Raw genomic sequence first — 17,103 nt, 5'->3', positions numbered from 1 at the left:
TTAATTAATGAATAAAACAATTGTAATACTGTTAATGATATTGTGCATATCATGCAGCAAGAAAAAAGAAACTGAATCTATATTTATAGCTGAGAAAGACGAATACTGGGTACACCATGATTATTGCTACAATACTGGAGGCAACTGTTTCCACTTTAATGAAAATGGAAGTTACGACAGGTTCTTGGTAACACCTACAGCTTTTAGGCTAGCTAACAATGATGGTGATTTAATAAATGATCCAGGTACCTGGTCTATCAAAAATGACTCTACATTTGTTTGGGACAAAGGAGTGTTTAAAATCGAAAAAATTACAAAAAAGCAAATTTTATTGTCTTATTACCATTACGAGTCAAAGGGTATAAAATGCTTTGTAAGGTTATCAAAATGGATACAAACACCACAAGGCCCCAAACCAGTAGATTCACTTGATAATGTTAAGTAGATAATTATGTGGTCATCTTACAAAAAAGTAACTCAACTGGTGATAGTTTACAACGAGTACCTACTTAAATTTATAGAAAAAAGGCAGCGTTTACAACGCCATTAACTAAAAACAGAAGTGTCTTCTAGAAGTTCACTTCTGTTTTCCTACACACGTACACCACCCGGAACTCTTATTTATTTAAACTCAAATGGTGGCTTTAGTAAGATCTGGATAATGTAAATAGTTTTAAAAGCACTTTAAAACACGAAATACTACATGTGATTGATAATATAAATAAGGTGGAAGACACCTATGAAACTCATGCAAATGTATATTTAAAACAAATGAAAGATGACTCTTTTAAAGATTCAAATGTTGATTATAAAAGTAGTGTTGTTTATTCATTTTGTAACTATTTGTTAAATATAGATCAGCAAAAGAAAAGAGAAAATCTAAATTATAACCATAATATAGTTATTTCAAAAATTAATGAATTCAATTTAGAACACCAAGGCAAAATCAAAATTATAGCACCTGAATTTGGACAATATAGTCTCGGGAATTTATCTTTGAGTTTTGAAATAAATGGCTATTTACCACAACTTGTAAAATATACCTATGAAAAAGAATAAATTATTATATCTAGTATTTTTCACTCTCTTAATTTCGTGTACTAAAAAAAATAAAATAGAGGAAATTTTTATAACTCCTAAAGATCATTATTGGCAATGGAGTAATACTAAACAATATAATGTTGGGTGTGGCGAAATTAATTTCAAATTTGAAAAAGACGGATATTCACATCGATATAATTTTAGTTTTAAAAAAGGCTATATTTTGCAAGAAGGTCATACGATGATATTATAATTGGCCCTAAAAAATGGTATCTAAAAAATGACTCAACTTTAGTGTGGGATAACTTAGAATATAAAATAGAACATATTTGATCATAGTGTAATTATGTTGTCTTATTTTTTACCTAATGATAAAAAACAACAATGTTGGACAAGGCTACTCAAGGTAGTTGGTGAAAAGTAAATTGTAAAAAACCCTATGGCTCGGATATGCCTTCGCAACGATAACGAGGTTTTGCAATCCCAACTGGTGCATTCTATGATGAAAACCAAGTAAAATTTAAAAATTAACAGGCAAATTTATGAGTGTTTATATACGGAGTTTGTCTGTTAATTACTGCGAAAACTCGACCAATAATTTTACATCGAATATTATTTAAAACTAACATTTTATCTTTACCCTCTTCTTTCTTTTTGTTATAATACTCTCTAAGTTGAGGATCACATTTTATAGCCGACAAGGCACACATTTGTAATAATGACTTGATTTTTTTATCTGCCAGATGATTCACTTTTGTTTTTCCTTTAATACTTGAACCTGAGCTGTATTCAAAAGGAGCAACTCCAGCGTAGCAGGAATATTTCCGGGCTGAATCAAAAGCATTAAACCCTTTAGTGGTAATTAAAAAATATATTGCCGTTTGTTGACCAACTCCCGGTACACTCTGAATTAACTTAAAGTTTTGATTCAAAACAGTATGTTTTTTAATGATGTCTTTCATTTTTAACTCTAACATTTTTACTGTTTTTTTTAAATATTTTATTGTTTTAGAATTTATAGTATTCACCATTCTATAAACCTCTTTTGATGTGAAATCAATATTTTCTCTAGAAGTTTCAAATAGATGAATAGACTTCATCACTTTTTCTCTTTCAGTAAAAAGTAATTTCAGTTGTTGAATTTCTTTTTCGGCTAAAGAAGAAAGTTTAAGTTTATCAATATTTCTTAGGCTATACATCGCTATGTCCTTTGCATCAGTTTTATCATTCTTCCCTCTGGAAATACCTTTGGAACGTTTAATCTCAATTGCAGGAACAATCCAATAATCTAAGCCTTTTTGAGAAAAATAATAACTTAACGGGTAAGTATATATCCCTGTGTTTTCAAAACAAAACAGAGTCAGACTTAAATCAATTTTCTTTTTTAATAAATAATCAAAAATCTCTTTCACTCCTTTTTGAGTGTTTTCAACAATAAAATGCTCTGAGGGATTTGAAAATACATGATCAATTAAAACAACATCTAATTTAAGTTTAGAAATGTCGATACCTACGTAAAATAAATACTTTTTCATAACTTTGAATTTAAGATAAACAAAAATGTTGAACTTCTTTAGAGCCTTTATTAGACCACTACGTCTATCATTCTATTTGAAGCAATTCAACGGGATTCAAGGAGAAGGCAGAGGACTAATGCACCAGATTGTTCTCTAATACAAGCTCGTTTGAAAGTTCACCTCTGCTTTCCTTTGAATAAATTTAATGTTTTTTGCTCTAACACAAAGTAAAGGCTCGTCTGCGACGAGTACCTACTTAAATTAATAGAAGAAAGGTAGCGTTTGCAATGCGATTAACTAAAAACAGAAGTGTATTTAAGAGTACACTTCTGTTTTTTATTTATAATATTTTTGAAATCAATATAATATTTGATAAAAAGATTTTGGTCCTTAAGAGTTACTACAACTGTGAAAAAGGTTTCTGTAAGCAGGTAAAATATTAAAATCAATCACAACAACTAATAAACGGCAATATATTAAAGCTCCTGATTTTCTTCTTTTTAATTAACTAATTTACTTTTATACAAATCAAATTCATAACTGAAGATATCAAGTACAAGTTCATGACTTAAATCCGGATGGCATAGATAAAGCCCTTCTTCTAATACCCGATCAGGAAAATTATCCGAAAATTTGCCGCAAATGCTGAGATTATTGATCACTACAAATTTCGAATTATCGTTTGTTAACTTTATTCTGAAATAGCCATACAAATTATCACTGTATTCTACCGACAAAATTTCAAAAATAAAATTCGTTAATAAACCATGTTTGTCTGATAAGTAACCTATATTTCCTAAACTTTCATTTTTTATTATTGCCATAATTACTGATGCTTTTTGATTTGTAACTTTGATAATTAATTCTGATTTAGATTTTGTGCTTACTTTTTTTTAATATATGCTGCGGCGCTATTTGATATTTTTACTTGTTTAATTAATGCCGTAATTTGTAGCTGCATAATTTAGATTTTGCATTTACGTTTGTAGCTGCTGTTATATTTTTTTGCTGAAAATTTCTTTTCTGCGCAATGTAATCGTAGTTTCTTCATATAATCTTTTTTGATACAATTCAATGATTGCTTCTTCAATATCGTTGTTTGTATTTCTGCCATTAAAAACATGAGTAATGTAAGAATTACTGAACGGAAGTCCTTTTTTATTCCATATCACCTTCTCTTCTAATAGCTTTTGAACATCTTTAGAGTACCCTGTTTTAAAGACTTTCTTCATTTTTTTTCTTTGTCCGGCTGTAATCATAGATAAGTTTTATTTGAATCATATAATTATTGTATTTTTACTACGTATTTACTACGATGTAACTACTTCAAATATATATCATTTATTGATATATTGTATCATTTTTAATACAAAAATTTAAAAAAAATGCAAACGGAAGGCGAGAGATTACGCTACTACATTGAAAGCAAGGAAGTTAACCTTAGGCAGTTTTGTATAGAAAATGATATATTATACACTTCATTACATCCAATTTTAACTAATTCGAGGTCATTGGGAATGAATATTTTGAAAAAAATTATGCAGGTTTATCCTAATTTAAACATAAACTGGGTTTTAACCGGCATGGGTGATATCGAAATTACAGAAAATAACATTTTGCGTGATCCAAATTCAGTTTATCATAATTCAGATCCCGGATATGTAGCCTTTTTAAAATACTTTGACAAAGAAGCTACTACAGATAAAATTGTCGCTATTATCGAAAAGAAATTAGAGGATAAGAAAAAAAAGTGATTATAAATATTCTTTCACTGTTTAATTATTCTAATGATAAAAGAAAAAATCCACAAATACCAGAAGAATAAAGGTATTACAAACAGACTTCTAAAACTTTTAATAGGCTGTATCATTTCTATAGGAATTCGATACATCTTAAAACTAATAATTTTACCACAAGTGATTTTGTGCACTCAATTATTTTCGCAACTGTAATTTGGATTACATTAATAATTCAAAGAAAAATTTAAATTATTAAATCTATATTTTCATTTTTTCTAAGTTAAAGCAATCTCCCAAAAATGGCGAATAAAATTAAATTGTAGTAAAATGATAACTTCAAAATTTAATATGTATGACAATATTAAATGGTAAAACAATAACTTTACTTTTTGGCATTACCTTGCTAATTATAAGTTCGCTTTTATATTATACTGAGAAAAGAAGACCTAATATGAAAATAAATTTATTTTTAGGATACAAATTCTTTAAACATTATGCGATAATTTTGTTTTTCTTTGGGATATTTTTAATTTTTATTGCAGTACACTCCATTATTTATAGATAATATCCCCTCCCACACGAATCCTTTCGTGGCGGTTTGGTTAAGTTCTATTAACCCGACTGAAATTAGAAGACAAAACGTAGCGTTTGCAACGCGGTTAACACAAGTATCTCAACAAGCATACTTGTCTTCCTTACAAAAGAATTAAGTTTGAAGATATTTTTCAATGTGCATCTTATTTTCACACCTTTTTAATCACATAAGTCACCATTCCCCAAATAATAAGCTGATTTTCTTCAGTAACTTTTATAGGACTGTAATCTGCATTTTCAGGCATAAGATACAGACAGTCTTTTTCGACCTGAATGCGTTTTACAGTAAACTCTCCATCGATAAAACAAATCGCAATTTTATTATTTTGCGGTTCCAGACTTCGGTCAACAACCAAAACATCCTGGTCATTAATACCCGCATCAATCATCGAATTGCCTTTGACCCTGACATAAAAAGTAGCCAGCGGATTTTCGCTTAACTCCTTATTAAGATCAATACTATTCTCCATAAAATCAGCTGCCGGCGATGGAAAACCGGCCGAAACACCTTCATTACTATACGGAATCCTGATTTCGCTTTCGAAATCAGCCTTGAAAAAGGTCAGTTTTTGTTCTTTTTTTACAGACATTTTACTTCTAATAATTTTTGGAAATCAGTAGTATATTTAGGCGACAAATGATCCTGTTTCATGTTCCAGGTAAGTTCAAGATTTTGTGAAGCAAGTTTGACTTTTCTGTTTCCAATTTTACCATTCAGTTGATCCATCACTTTCATCAAAGCCAGATGTTTCGGATTTTCTTCTTCAAACAACTGAAACTGCTTTTTATCTTCATCAATTAATTCTGTTACTATTACCCCGGCTTTTTTAAACCGGATACCTTCGTTTCCTTTGTGTAATTTCTTCAGCATTTCGATAGCGGTATTCGAAATTGTTAAAGTCGAATTACTCGCATACGGCAACGTTATGGCCATATTAAAATAATATTTGGATGATTTAACCGAATGTTTATCGACTACCAACATGACAATAATGGTATGGCAGCAGGAATTTTGTTTACGCAGTTTTTCGGCACAGACAGAGGCAAAAGTCACAATACGCTCACGCAGTAAATCAAAATCTGAAATTTGTTTAGGAAAACTTCTGGTCGTTGCAATGCTCTTTTTTTGGTCTGGCAGAGGTTCCAAATCCAAAACCGATTTTCCTTCGAGTTCATATTTCAGGCGAAGACCAATAACACCCATTTCTTTCTTAATCCACATTTCGTGCTTAGGATCAATAAAATCAAGAGCTGTATGTATGTTTTGAAGTTTGGCTTTCTTTTTCGTGCGGTAACCAATTCCCCAGACATCTTCAATTTTCGTCCATTTTAAAGCTTTGATTCGTTTTTCATCGGTATCAATAACATAAACACCTTTAGTTCTGTCTTGAAATTCCTTGGCAATTTTGTTGGCTAATTTTGACAAGGCCTTCGTTTCGGCAAAGCCAATACAAACCGGAAGCCCAACCCATTTATGAATTCGTGATTTCATTTGAAGACCATAATCCTGATAATCCAAAACACCAACACCATCAAAATTCAGGAACGCTTCGTCTATACTGTAAATTTCTACATGGGGAGTAAACTGCTCCAGAATTTTCATCACCCGATCACTCAAATCTCCATACAACGGATAATTCGAAGAGAACAATTTGACGTTTTTTTCTTTTACCAATTCTCTAATCTTGAATGCAGGCGCACCCATAGGAACTCCAACAGCTTTCGCTTCATTGCTTCTTGAAATCACGCAGCCGTCGTTGTTGGATAAAATCGCAACAGGTTTTCCATTGAATTCCGGCTGGAAAACACGTTCGCAGGAAGCATAAAAATTATTACAATCAACTAAAGCATACATCCTGCAAAATTACGCAATAGTGGGTTACACATTTAAATAAGGAAAGTTAATTTTTTATGTGTTTATCTCTAAGAGCTAAGAATAAATTTCATCTTCCGTAATATATGAATTGGAAAATAATACTGAAGAAAAAACTCACATAAATTTTTAAAACTGATTGTTCTTTTAAAAAAATAACTAAATTTGAAATCTAACTAACCCTTTAATTATGAGAAAAATAGTATTTGCATTGTTATTTGTTTCAGGATTTACATTTGCTCAGGATATGAATGTTGTAAATGGAAATTTCGATTTTTTAAAAAACCAGAAAGAAGTTAATGTAGAATTTGATTATAGTAATTTTACTATGATGAAAGAAAACAAACCGGAAGCTCAATATATTCAAGAGCATAAGGCTGATCTGGATAAAAAAGCAAAAGGAAACGGAAACATCTGGGAGAAAAAATGGATTGCTGCAAGAGAACAAATATGGACTCCAAAGTTTTTAGAAATTGCCAATATCGTATTAACTAAGGAGCATAAAGATTTAAATTTTCAGGAAAGATTAAATACTCCTTACACTTTAATAGTAAAGACAGTATGGATTTACCCTGGATGGGACGCCGGAATTATGAAACAGCCTGCAAAAGTTACTACAAATTTAAAATTTGTTGAAACAGCAAATAAATCAAATGTCTTATTAGAAATTACAAGTGAGGAAGCACCCGGAGATCAATGGGGAAACAATTTCAGTAATGAATCCCGAATTGGGGAAGGTTACGCTAAAACAGCAAAATCATTATCAAAACTTATAGCTAAAAAAGCTTATAAATAAAAATATTTTAAAACGAGACTATAATTAAGGTCTCGTTTTTTCTTTAGATTTAACACTTAAAAGCCTTTTTTGAATAAGCATAAAAAGACCAGAAAAAAATAGCACCGAACCAAATATTCCAAAAAAGCCAAAGCCCCAATATCTATTGCTAATTCTGAGTTTGTTACTTTCCGCCAATGTTAGGTATTCTTTCTTTTTAGCAGTAATACTTTCAACAGCTATGGTTTTGAAATGAAAATATTTGTCTGTAAAAGTTAAGGAGTCTTTCTTTATAAGTTTTCTATTAAAATCTGTTTTTTTGATTCCTATAAAAACAGAGTCGCCTTGTTTTACCTTTTCAATCAAATCTTCAGAATCGATGGCTTTAAAAGCTAGTCCGTTTATTTTGAAATCAAATTCGGGATATTTCTCTAACTTAATCAAAATTGATTTTGAGTTTTTCCTTCCCCGAATTACTTCAATATCTTTTGAAATTTTATTGCCAAATACAATTATATCTGATGATTGTAATTCCTTAATCATTATAAATTTATAGGCACAAAATAAAAGTATCAGTCCAAAAATGACGAACCCAATAGTATATCGTAAATCTTTTTCCTGAAGTCGGGATTCTTCGAGTTTTGTATTTCGGCTTACGTTTCTGGTTAGCTCATTTTTTATTTCATGATAATTTTCATAGAAATAACCCGAAATTTTTATCTTTTCCCCTTTTAAGGTATAAAGGGTTAAAACTTCCCACTGATTGTATTTGTCCTCCTTCTGTTCTTTGATCCAGAAGTCAATTTCATCAAAGCTGAAACTTTTTACTTTTTGTCCTAAAAATGATTTCTGCACGAATTTGTCTTTATACAGGTAATAGCTTTTTATAGATAGAAAACTGTATAGACAAAGCAAGGCAAAAATTAAAAACAAGATGGATACATAAAGATTCAGAATTTCTGAATAATCTTTAGGATTATATTTTGAATACAGCTGTTTTGACAAAAGTAAAGAACCCAATATTCCAACAATATAAATTACTTTATAAGTTAGTTTCTTTTTGGATTTCAGCTCTTTTCTCTCATATATTTTTTTCAAAATAAAACAATTATTGCTTTTCCGGATTTTCTTTTTGCATATTCAGCAGATACGCCATATTTTGAATCACATGATCGTGTTTCTTCACAAACGGATTGTCTTCATTCCAGACATAACCAGCCAATACCGAACAGATTTTCTCTTTCACATCAGGGTTTTCCGGCTGGTGAAAAAATAAGGTTTGAAGGTTTCCGGTGTACCATTCCTGCACATAAGTAGTAAAAACAGCGATACCGCGTTTCATATATTGGGTAAACTCAACTTCCCAGTCGACTTCGATACCTTTTGATTCTTTCAGGTAAAGTTTTGCTGCCAGCATTCCGGATTCTGTAGCAAAAGCCACTCCTGAAGAAAACACAGGATCCAAAAATTCCGAACTGTTTCCCGTTAAGGCAAAACCATCTCCGTACATTCTTTTTACCGCCCTTGAATAATTCTCCAGTTTTACCGGTTCAAATAAAAATTCGGTTCCTTTAAATCTTTTAATATAATAATCGGATTTCTGAATGGCATTTCGCAAAGCCTCAGCATTATCTTTATTTTCTGAAAGCGAATTGATAAAATGGGTTGGCCCTACAACACCTAAACTGGTATTTCCATTTGAAAACGGAATTACCCAAAGCCAAACCTCTGTTTCCAAAATATCAAACGAAATCATGGTTCCCTCCTCGCCTTCGGGTCTGTTGATGTCTTTTACATGCGCAAATATGGAGGAATGCGGATCTAATTTTGAGGGTGTATCCAAATCTAAAAGTCTTGGCAAAACACGACCGTAACCGCTGGAATCAATAATAAATTTAGCGTGGATTTCTTTTAGATTTCCGTCTTTGTCTTTTACGATAGTTTTCGAATTTTTTCCTTCAAAAGAAACTTCTAAAACTTCGGTTTCAAATTCCAGATCAATTCCTTTTCGGATTACTTCCTGAGCCATTGTATTGTCAAAATCAGCTCTCGGTACCTGCCAGGTCCAGTCCCAGCCTTCTCCAAATTTTATACTGAAATCAAAAACACAAATTTCTTCTCCTCTTATAAAACGTGCACCTAATTTTTTTTCAAAATTCATGGCATCTAAACTTTCAAAAAGTTCTGCCTCCGCAAAATGGTCCATCACACGCGGAATAAGGCTCTCACCCACAACCAGCCTTGGAAACTTTGTTTTCTCAACCACTTTTATCTTAACACCATTCATATGAAGATACGATGCCGAAACACATCCTGATGGTCCTGCTCCAATGATTAAAACGTCTACAAACTCCTTTATCATAATAGTAATGTTCTGATTTATTAACTTACATTTGCCCTCATCAAAATAACTACATTTATTTTGATAAATAAAATTAAATTAGCACAATCAAAACTTGTTTAATGAACACAATTAATGAATATTTAAGCTTAGCCGAATTTGAGGCTATTATATTTGGAAACCAGAAAGTTATCATTAGCGATTTAGTTCTAAACCGCATTAGTGAAAGCTTTAATTTCTTAAAAGAATTTTCAGGAAACAAAGTAATATATGGTGTAAATACAGGCTTTGGACCAATGGCCCAATATCGAATTAAAGAGTCTGACCAAATACAATTACAATATAATTTAATCCGAAGCCACTCCTCAGGAACAGGAAAACCTTTGAGCCCGGTTTGTGCAAAAGCAGCAATTTTAGCACGTTTGAACTCATTATCATTAGGGAATTCAGGTGTTCATCCTTCCGTTATCCATTTAATGGCTGAACTAATCAATAGAGATATTACACCTCTTATCTTCGAACACGGCGGTGTTGGAGCCAGCGGAGACTTAGTACAATTATCACATTTAGCTTTAGTCTTAATTGGTGAAGGTGAAGTTTTTTATAAAGGCGAAAGAAGACCAACTCCGGAAGTTTTTGAAATCGAAGGTCTACAACCAATTCAGGTTGAAATTCGAGAAGGTCTTGCATTAATCAACGGAACTTCTGTTATGACAGGAATTGGCGTTGTAAATGTGCATCATGCCAATAAATTATTAGACTGGTCCTTAAAAGCCTCTTGTGCCATAAACGAATTGGTTCAGGCTTATGACGATCATTTTTCTGAAGAATTAAACCAGACCAAACGTCATAAAGGACAACAGGAAGTGGCTTTAAAAATGAGACAAAATCTCTCTGACAGCACTTTAATCCGTAAAAGAGAAGACCATTTATATTCTGGTGAAAACACCGAAGAAATCTTCAAAGAGAAAGTTCAGGAATATTATTCTTTAAGATGTGTGCCTCAGATTTTGGGACCGGTTTTAGAAACTATTAATAATGTAGCTTCCATTTTAGAAGACGAATTTAACTCGGCAAACGACAATCCTATTATAGATGTAAAAAACCAGCACGTTTATCACGGAGGAAATTTCCATGGAGATTATATTTCGCTTGAAATGGATAAACTGAAAATTGTAATTACCAAATTAACGATGCTTGCAGAACGTCAGCTGAATTATTTACTGAATTCAAAAATCAACGAATTACTCCCTCCTTTTGTAAATTTAGGAACACTAGGATTTAATTTCGGAATGCAGGGCGTTCAGTTTACTGCCACCTCAACCACTGCAGAAAGCCAGATGTTATCCAACCCAATGTATGTTCACAGCATCCCTAACAATAACGACAATCAGGATATTGTAAGCATGGGAACCAACTCGGCTGTAATTACCTCAAAAGTGATCGAAAACGCTTTTGAAGTTTTAGCCATCGAATTAATTACAATTGTTCAGGCGATTGATTATTTAGATCAAAAAGATAAAATTTCATCCGTTTCCAGAAAATGTTATGATGATGTTCGAAAAATAATTCCAACATTCAAGGAAGATCAGGTCATGTATCCTTTTGTTCAAAACGTAAAAGATTATCTGATCAACAGTTAATATTGCTCACATAGATCACTATGTGTTATAAATTTTATGCCCCAACGAGTTTTAACATTTATATCATTAAACATTGAATTTTAAAAATCATGAAAAAAACATTTATTTTTTTGTTACTGGCAGGTATTCAATTTGTTCATAGTCAGGAACTGGCATTAGTTAAAAAGAATTCAAAAATTGGATATCTCGCTAAAGATGGGTCTTTTAAAATTGAGCCTCAATACAAAGCTGCCAAAAGTTTTTCTGAAGGACTTGCTGCTGCAGAAAATGCTGGAAAATGGGGTTTTATTGATGCAAAAGGAGCTTGGGTAATTCCGGCAACTTTTGTTGATGCTAAAGATTTTAACAGTGGAATAGCAATTGTAAAAAAAGATAAGGAATGGGTTTATATTGATAAAAAAGGAGAAATCCAAAAAGCTCCTGCTTCCGAAAAATTATATGATTTTAATAATGGAGTAGCTTTCATAAAACAAGGAAACAAAATTGGGTTAATCAATTCAAAAATGGCGGTTGTTTTAGAACCAAAATACGATCAGATCAAACCTTTTGAAAATGGTTTTGCCAGAGTTGAACTAAACAAAAACTGGGGAATTATAAATACCGCCGGAAAAGAATTAGTAGAACCTGCTTATGCTGAAATTGGGAATTATTTTAAAAACACAACCTGGGCAAGAAAAGACAAAACTTTTGGAATCATAAGCGCCGGAAAATTTATTCCGGTTGATGGTGCCGAAAAAATTTGGGATTTTGAAATTCAGGATTTGACATTTGCCAAAAAAAATGGAAAAATCGGATTCATTGACCTTAAGGGAAATTGGGTAATACTACCTATATATGATAAAGCAAAAGCATTCTCAAAAAATCTGGCACCGGTTTTGGTAGGCTCAAAATGGGGCTATATTAATCCAAAAGCCGATTTTGTAATACCGCCAACCTACAGTGATGCCGAAGTTTTTGGTTCAAACGGTTTAGCACCTGTAAAAGAAAGCAATTGGGGGTTTATCAATGAATCAGGAAAAATAGTAATCCCAACGCAATACGGAATTACTGCAAACGGAATGATTGCCATGTTTGTTCAGCAGGACAAAGGATTCATTGATGGCATTGCAAGAGTAAAAAATGAAGGAAAATGGGGATTTCTAAGACCTGACGGAACTGTATTAGGAAACCAATGGTTTGAAAATGCCGAACTGTTTTCTAAATCTGGCGGAAGAAATATCACTGAAGCTGTCGCTGAAAAACCAAAATCAGAGACAAAACCAACTGCCAAAAAAAAGAAATAACCTTTATTTCAAATTATAATAATTATCCATAAACCATGAAAAACCCATTTATTTTTTTATTATTACTCGTTATTCCATTTGTTAATAGCCAGGAACTCGCATTAGTTAAAAAAAAGGGGAAATTTGGTTTCATCACAAAAGAGGGAACTTTTGCTATAGAACCAAAATTTGATGGTGCCAAAAATTTTTCTGATGGACTAGCTGCCATAGAAGAAAATGGAAAATGGGGTTTCATAGATACTACAGGAGCTATTGTAATTTCTCCTTCATTTGATAATGCAAAATATTTTGACAGTGGTATTTGTATCATCCAAAAAAACACTGACTGGTTTTACATCAATAAAAAAGGAGAAATAGTAAAAGGAGCTCCACAATCAGATAAGTTATTTGATTTTAATAATGGAGTTGCATTTTTTAGACAGGCCGGAAAAGTTGGACTCATCAATAATAAATTTGAAATTGTTCTTGCTCCAAAATATGATGTGATAAGAGCTTTTCAAAACGGTTTTGCAAGAGCTGCAAAAGATGATTTATGGGGAATTATTGATACTGCCGGAAAAGAGGTCGTTGAAGTTAGTTATGATGAAGTTGGAAATTACGTAAATAACACTACCTGGGCAAAAAAGAAAAAAACGTATGGAATAGTTCATAACAGCCAATTTATTGCTGTTGAAGGAGCTACCGAAATGGGAGACATTGGAACACAGAATTTAGTTGCTGCCAAAAAAAACGGAAAATTTGGATTTGTAAATTTAGAAGGCCAATGGGTTATTCAGCCCCGATTTAGCAAAACAAAACCTTTTTCTAAAAATCTGGCTCCTGTTTTAATAAACGAAAAATGGGGCTATATTAATCCAAAAGGTGTTTTTATAATAAATCCTGCTTATACTGATGCAGAATCTTTTAGCGAAAACGGACTTGCTGCTGTGAAAGATTACAATTGGGGATTTATTAATGAAACCGGAGAATTAATTATTCCAACAAAATATGAAATTTCGATAGCGCTTTTTGGAATGTTTATGCATCAGGAAAAAGGATTTATCGACGGATTGGCAAGAGTAAAACTTAGCGGCAAATGGGGATTTCTTAAACCTGATGGCGGTCTTTTGAGTGAATGGTATCAAAATGCCGAACTTTTTCAAAAACAATAAATTATCTTTTAAAATGAAATGTGTATTAGTAACAGGCGGTTCAAGAGGAATTGGAAGTGCAATTTGTAAAAAATTAGCCGTTGAATCCGGTTATCATATTCTGATTAATTATCATTCGAATAAAACTGCGGCCGAAGAAACACTTCAGGAAGTACAAAAACTAGGAGCAACTGGAGAAATTTTAGGCTTTGATGTTTCTAATTTTAACGACGTACAAACCACTTTAACAAAATGGCAGGAAGCAAATCCTGAAGCCTTAGTTGAAGCCATTGTAAATAATGCCGGAATTACAAAAGACGGCCTTTTTATGTGGATGACTCCCGAAGACTGGAACGGTGTAGTGAATACAAGTTTAAACGGATTTTTTAATGTGACGCAGTTTCTCATTCAGAAAATGTTACGCAATAAATATGGCCGAATCGTAAACATAGTTTCGGTTTCAGGGGTAAAAGGAACGGCCGGACAAACGAATTATTCAGCAGCAAAAGGAGCTATTGTTGCGGCGACAAAAGCCCTGGCTCAGGAAGTTGCCAAACGCAATATTACGGTAAATGCCGTTGCGCCCGGTTTTATCAGAACGGATATGACAAGCCAGCTCGACGAAAAAGAATTATTAAAACTAATTCCGGTAAATCGTTTTGGCGAAGCCGAAGAAGTCGCAGATTTGGTAAGCTTTTTGATTTCAAAAAAATCAAGTTATATTACCGGCGAAATTATCAATATAAACGGAGGGATATATTCTTAAAAAATTACTTTAAAAGAAGATGAACAGGAGAGTTGTAATTACTGGAATGGGAATTTATTCCTGCATTGGTACTTCATTAGAGGAAGTAAAGGATTCTTTATATAACGGAAAATCAGGTATTCAGTTTGATCCGGAACGAAAAGAATTTGGTTTTCAATCGGCCTTGACCGGAATGGTTCCAAAAACTGATCTGAAAAATTTACTAAACCGAAGACAGCGCATGAGCATTGGTGAAGAAACCGAATATGCTTATATGGCTACTATCGAAGCCTTGAAAAACGCTAATATTGATGATGCTTTTTTTGAGAATCGGGAAGTCGGAATCATGTACGGAAACGACAGTGTTTCCAAAGCCATTATTGATGCTACAGATATTGTCCGCGAGAAAAAAGATACGGCGCTAATTGGTTCGGGAGCGATTTTTAAATCGATGAATTCAACGGTTACGATGAATTTATCTACAATATTTAAACTGAGAGGAATCAACTTAACCGTAAGTGCAGCCTGCGCAAGTGGTTCGCATTCTATTGGACTGGCTTATTTTTTAATCAAAAGCGGTTTCCAGGATATCATTATTACGGGAGGCGCACAGGAAATCAACAAATATGCGATGAGCAGTTTTGACGGTTTAGGCGTTTTTTCGAATAGGGAAAACGATCCTGAAAAAGCCTCAAGACCTTTTGATTCAGGCCGTGACGGATTAATTCCGAGTGGCGGTGGTGCAACTTTAATATTAGAAAGTTACGAATCGGCCATTGCAAGAGGCGCCACAATTATTGCCGAAGTTTCCGGTTATGGATTCTCATCAAACGGAGGCCATATTTCAACTCCAAATGTCGAAGGACCGGCTACAGCAATGAAAAGAGCACTTGAAGAGGCAAACTTAAGAGCATCAGATATTGAATACATAAATGCACATGCAACCTCAACTCCGGTTGGTGATGCAAACGAAGCCAAGGCGATTTTTGAAGTTTTTGGTGAGAAAAATCCTTACGTAAGTTCTACGAAATCAATGACCGGTCATGAATGCTGGATGGCGGGAGCCAGCGAAATAATCTACTCTATTCTGATGATGCAGCACGATTTCATTGCTCCGAACATCAATTTGGAAAATCCGGATGAAGATGCAATGAAATTAAATTTAGTTAAAACTACGTTAAACAAAAAATTTGATATATTTTTGTCCAATTCTTTCGGGTTCGGAGGAACCAACTCTGCGTTGGTGGTTAAAAAGTTTAAATTAGAAAATGAATAAAGAAGAGATTATAGCACGAATTAATGGTTTTTTGGTTGATGAATTTGAAGTTGACAATGACGAAATTGAACCAGATGCTAATTTAAAAGATACACTTGGGCTTGATAGTCTGGACTATGTTGATTTAGTTGTGTCTATCGAATCTAATTTTGGTGTAAAACTGGTTGAAGCAGATTTTGTCGGAATCGCTACTTTTCAAAACTTTTATGACCTTATCGAAACCAAACTAAAAGCTAAAACTGCTTAATGAGTCAATGGGATGGCAAATCAAAAGGAACAGTTTTAGGCTATAGAATATTCGTTTTTTTAATCCGAAAAGCGGGTGTAAAAGCTGCTTATGCCTTACTTTATTTTGTTGCTTCTTATTACTTTTTGTTTCTAAAGAAAAGCAATAAGGCTATCTTTTACTATTTTAAGGAAAGACTAAACTATTCGAATTTACAGTCAAAAAAAATGGTTTTCAAAAGTTACTATACTTTTGGACAAACTATTATTGACAAAGTTTCTATTTCGGCCGGCCTGCGAAATAAATTCACTTACGAATTTGACGGAATCGAAATCCTTAAAAATCTTTTGGCCGAAAAAAAAGGTGGTGTCTTAATAAGCGCACATATTGGAAACTTTGAAATTGCAGAACATTTCTTTGGAGACATCGATCTTGATTTTCAAATCAATTTAGTTACGACTGATTTAGAGCATTCAGCAATTAAGAATTATCTTGAAAGCGTTACCCAAAAACCAACCATAAAATTTATTATCATCAAAGACGATTTGTCTCATATTTTTGAGATTAATGCCGCTTTGGCCAATAATGAATTGGTTTGTTTTACAGGTGATCGTTATTTTGAAGGCACCAAATCACTTGCTGAAAACATTCTGGGTAAAGAAGCCAATTTTCCGGCTGGTCCATTTTTAATTGCTTCCCGATTAAAAGTTCCGGTTGTTTTTGTTTATGTAATGAAAGAGCCAAATCTTCATTATCATTTATATGCAAGAGAGGCCACCGTAAAACACCGTGACGAAAAAGGATTATTGAAAGAATATGTACAAAGTGTAGAAACTATTGTGCAAAAATATCCATTGCAATGGTTCAATTATTTCGATTTTTGGAATGATCTAAAAGCATAAAATCCGTTAAATAAAATT

General features: G+C 32.9%; 19 protein-coding genes. 12 read left to right on the top strand and 7 right to left on the bottom strand.

The window, feature by feature from the left end; all coding sequences use genetic code 11:
- Positions 1-7: 7 nt before the first annotated feature.
- The 3 genes from DMB68_RS09885 to DMB68_RS09875 all read left to right on the top strand — a co-directional run bounded on the left by DMB68_RS09885 (position 8) and on the right by DMB68_RS09875 (position 1,294).
- The gene (locus DMB68_RS09885) at positions 8-445 is read left to right on the top strand and encodes a hypothetical protein (protein WP_110346532.1); all 438 of its coding nucleotides are present in this window, start codon (positions 8-10) and stop codon (positions 443-445) included.
- Positions 446-654: 209 nt separating this feature from the next.
- Positions 655-1,059, top strand: a complete 405-nt coding sequence (locus DMB68_RS09880) for a hypothetical protein (RefSeq protein WP_110346531.1) — start codon at positions 655-657, stop codon at positions 1,057-1,059.
- Positions 1,046-1,294 (top strand): hypothetical protein, encoded by a 249-nt coding sequence (locus tag DMB68_RS09875; protein WP_110346530.1) that lies wholly within the window; start codon positions 1,046-1,048, stop codon positions 1,292-1,294. The genes DMB68_RS09880 and DMB68_RS09875 overlap by 14 nt, the downstream gene beginning before the upstream one ends.
- A gap of 274 nt (positions 1,295-1,568) precedes the next feature.
- On the opposite strand, the gene DMB68_RS09870 is transcribed toward DMB68_RS09875, so the two are convergent.
- From DMB68_RS09870 to DMB68_RS09860, 3 genes are all read right to left on the bottom strand, one after another.
- Positions 1,569-2,576, bottom strand: coding sequence for an IS110 family RNA-guided transposase (locus DMB68_RS09870; RefSeq protein ID WP_110346529.1), 1,008 nt, complete (start codon positions 2,574-2,576; stop codon positions 1,569-1,571).
- 482 nt (positions 2,577-3,058) lie between these two features.
- Complete coding sequence (locus tag DMB68_RS09865) at positions 3,059-3,382, bottom strand: hypothetical protein (RefSeq protein WP_110346528.1); 324 nt, start codon at positions 3,380-3,382, stop codon at positions 3,059-3,061.
- A gap of 171 nt (positions 3,383-3,553) precedes the next feature.
- Positions 3,554-3,790, bottom strand: coding sequence for a hypothetical protein (locus DMB68_RS09860; protein WP_124019413.1), 237 nt, complete (start codon positions 3,788-3,790; stop codon positions 3,554-3,556).
- A gap of 153 nt (positions 3,791-3,943) precedes the next feature.
- Here DMB68_RS09860 and DMB68_RS23240 point away from each other — a divergent pair, with 153 nt between their 5' ends.
- Entirely contained in the window at positions 3,944-4,312 is a 369-nt protein-coding gene (locus tag DMB68_RS23240; RefSeq protein ID WP_124019412.1) for a hypothetical protein, read from the top strand.
- A gap of 728 nt (positions 4,313-5,040) precedes the next feature.
- Here DMB68_RS23240 and DMB68_RS09850 read toward each other — a convergent pair.
- On the bottom strand, positions 5,041-5,481 hold the full coding sequence (locus tag DMB68_RS09850; RefSeq protein WP_110346525.1) for a LexA family protein: 441 nt from the start codon (positions 5,479-5,481) through the stop codon (positions 5,041-5,043).
- The gene (locus tag DMB68_RS09845) at positions 5,472-6,746 is read right to left on the bottom strand and encodes a Y-family DNA polymerase (RefSeq protein WP_110346524.1); all 1,275 of its coding nucleotides are present in this window, start codon (positions 6,744-6,746) and stop codon (positions 5,472-5,474) included. The genes DMB68_RS09850 and DMB68_RS09845 overlap by 10 nt, the downstream gene beginning before the upstream one ends.
- Before the next feature lie 208 nt (positions 6,747-6,954).
- Between DMB68_RS09845 and DMB68_RS09840 the strand changes: the two genes are divergently transcribed.
- Positions 6,955-7,560: a hypothetical protein gene (locus DMB68_RS09840; protein WP_110346523.1), complete on the top strand. Its 606-nt coding sequence runs from the start codon at positions 6,955-6,957 to the stop codon at positions 7,558-7,560.
- Between the two features lie 24 nt (positions 7,561-7,584).
- Here the strand turns inward: DMB68_RS09840 and DMB68_RS09835 are convergent, their stop codons facing one another.
- Together DMB68_RS09835 and DMB68_RS09830 are read right to left on the bottom strand one after the other, a co-directional pair.
- Positions 7,585-8,637 carry a hypothetical protein gene (locus DMB68_RS09835; protein WP_110346522.1) on the bottom strand — a complete coding sequence of 351 codons (1,053 nt, stop codon included), beginning with the start codon at positions 8,635-8,637 and terminating at the stop codon, positions 7,585-7,587.
- Between the two features lie 10 nt (positions 8,638-8,647).
- A complete protein-coding gene (locus DMB68_RS09830) occupies positions 8,648-9,901 on the bottom strand; it encodes an NAD(P)/FAD-dependent oxidoreductase (protein WP_110346521.1) in 1,254 nt (417 codons plus the stop codon).
- 101 nt (positions 9,902-10,002) lie between these two features.
- On the opposite strand from DMB68_RS09830, the gene DMB68_RS09825 reads away from it, so the two are divergent.
- The 7 genes from DMB68_RS09825 (at position 10,003) to DMB68_RS09795 (ending at position 17,085) form a co-directional block, all read left to right on the top strand.
- On the top strand, positions 10,003-11,523 hold the full coding sequence (locus DMB68_RS09825; RefSeq protein ID WP_110346520.1) for an HAL/PAL/TAL family ammonia-lyase: 1,521 nt from the start codon (positions 10,003-10,005) through the stop codon (positions 11,521-11,523).
- Between the two features lie 89 nt (positions 11,524-11,612).
- Complete coding sequence (locus DMB68_RS09820) at positions 11,613-12,806, top strand: WG repeat-containing protein (protein WP_110346519.1); 1,194 nt, start codon at positions 11,613-11,615, stop codon at positions 12,804-12,806.
- Between the two features lie 35 nt (positions 12,807-12,841).
- Positions 12,842-13,957, top strand: coding sequence for a WG repeat-containing protein (locus DMB68_RS09815; RefSeq protein WP_110346518.1), 1,116 nt, complete (start codon positions 12,842-12,844; stop codon positions 13,955-13,957).
- 13 nt (positions 13,958-13,970) lie between these two features.
- A complete protein-coding gene (fabG, locus tag DMB68_RS09810; RefSeq protein WP_110347068.1) occupies positions 13,971-14,702 on the top strand; it encodes a 3-oxoacyl-ACP reductase FabG in 732 nt (243 codons plus the stop codon).
- A gap of 19 nt (positions 14,703-14,721) precedes the next feature.
- Positions 14,722-15,957, top strand: coding sequence for a beta-ketoacyl-[acyl-carrier-protein] synthase family protein (locus DMB68_RS09805; protein ID WP_110346517.1), 1,236 nt, complete (start codon positions 14,722-14,724; stop codon positions 15,955-15,957).
- Positions 15,950-16,204 carry an acyl carrier protein gene (locus tag DMB68_RS09800; protein ID WP_110346516.1) on the top strand — a complete coding sequence of 85 codons (255 nt, stop codon included), beginning with the start codon at positions 15,950-15,952 and terminating at the stop codon, positions 16,202-16,204. The genes DMB68_RS09805 and DMB68_RS09800 overlap by 8 nt, the downstream gene beginning before the upstream one ends.
- Positions 16,204-17,085: an LpxL/LpxP family acyltransferase gene (locus DMB68_RS09795; RefSeq protein ID WP_110346515.1), complete on the top strand. Its 882-nt coding sequence runs from the start codon at positions 16,204-16,206 to the stop codon at positions 17,083-17,085. The genes DMB68_RS09800 and DMB68_RS09795 overlap by 1 nt, the downstream gene beginning before the upstream one ends.
- Positions 17,086-17,103 lie beyond the last annotated feature (18 nt).

It is taken from the genome of Flavobacterium hydrophilum, from assembly GCF_003202405.1.
Lineage (GTDB): Bacteria > Bacteroidota > Bacteroidia > Flavobacteriales > Flavobacteriaceae > Flavobacterium > Flavobacterium hydrophilum.
This window is presented reverse-complemented; position numbering and strand designations above follow the sequence as displayed.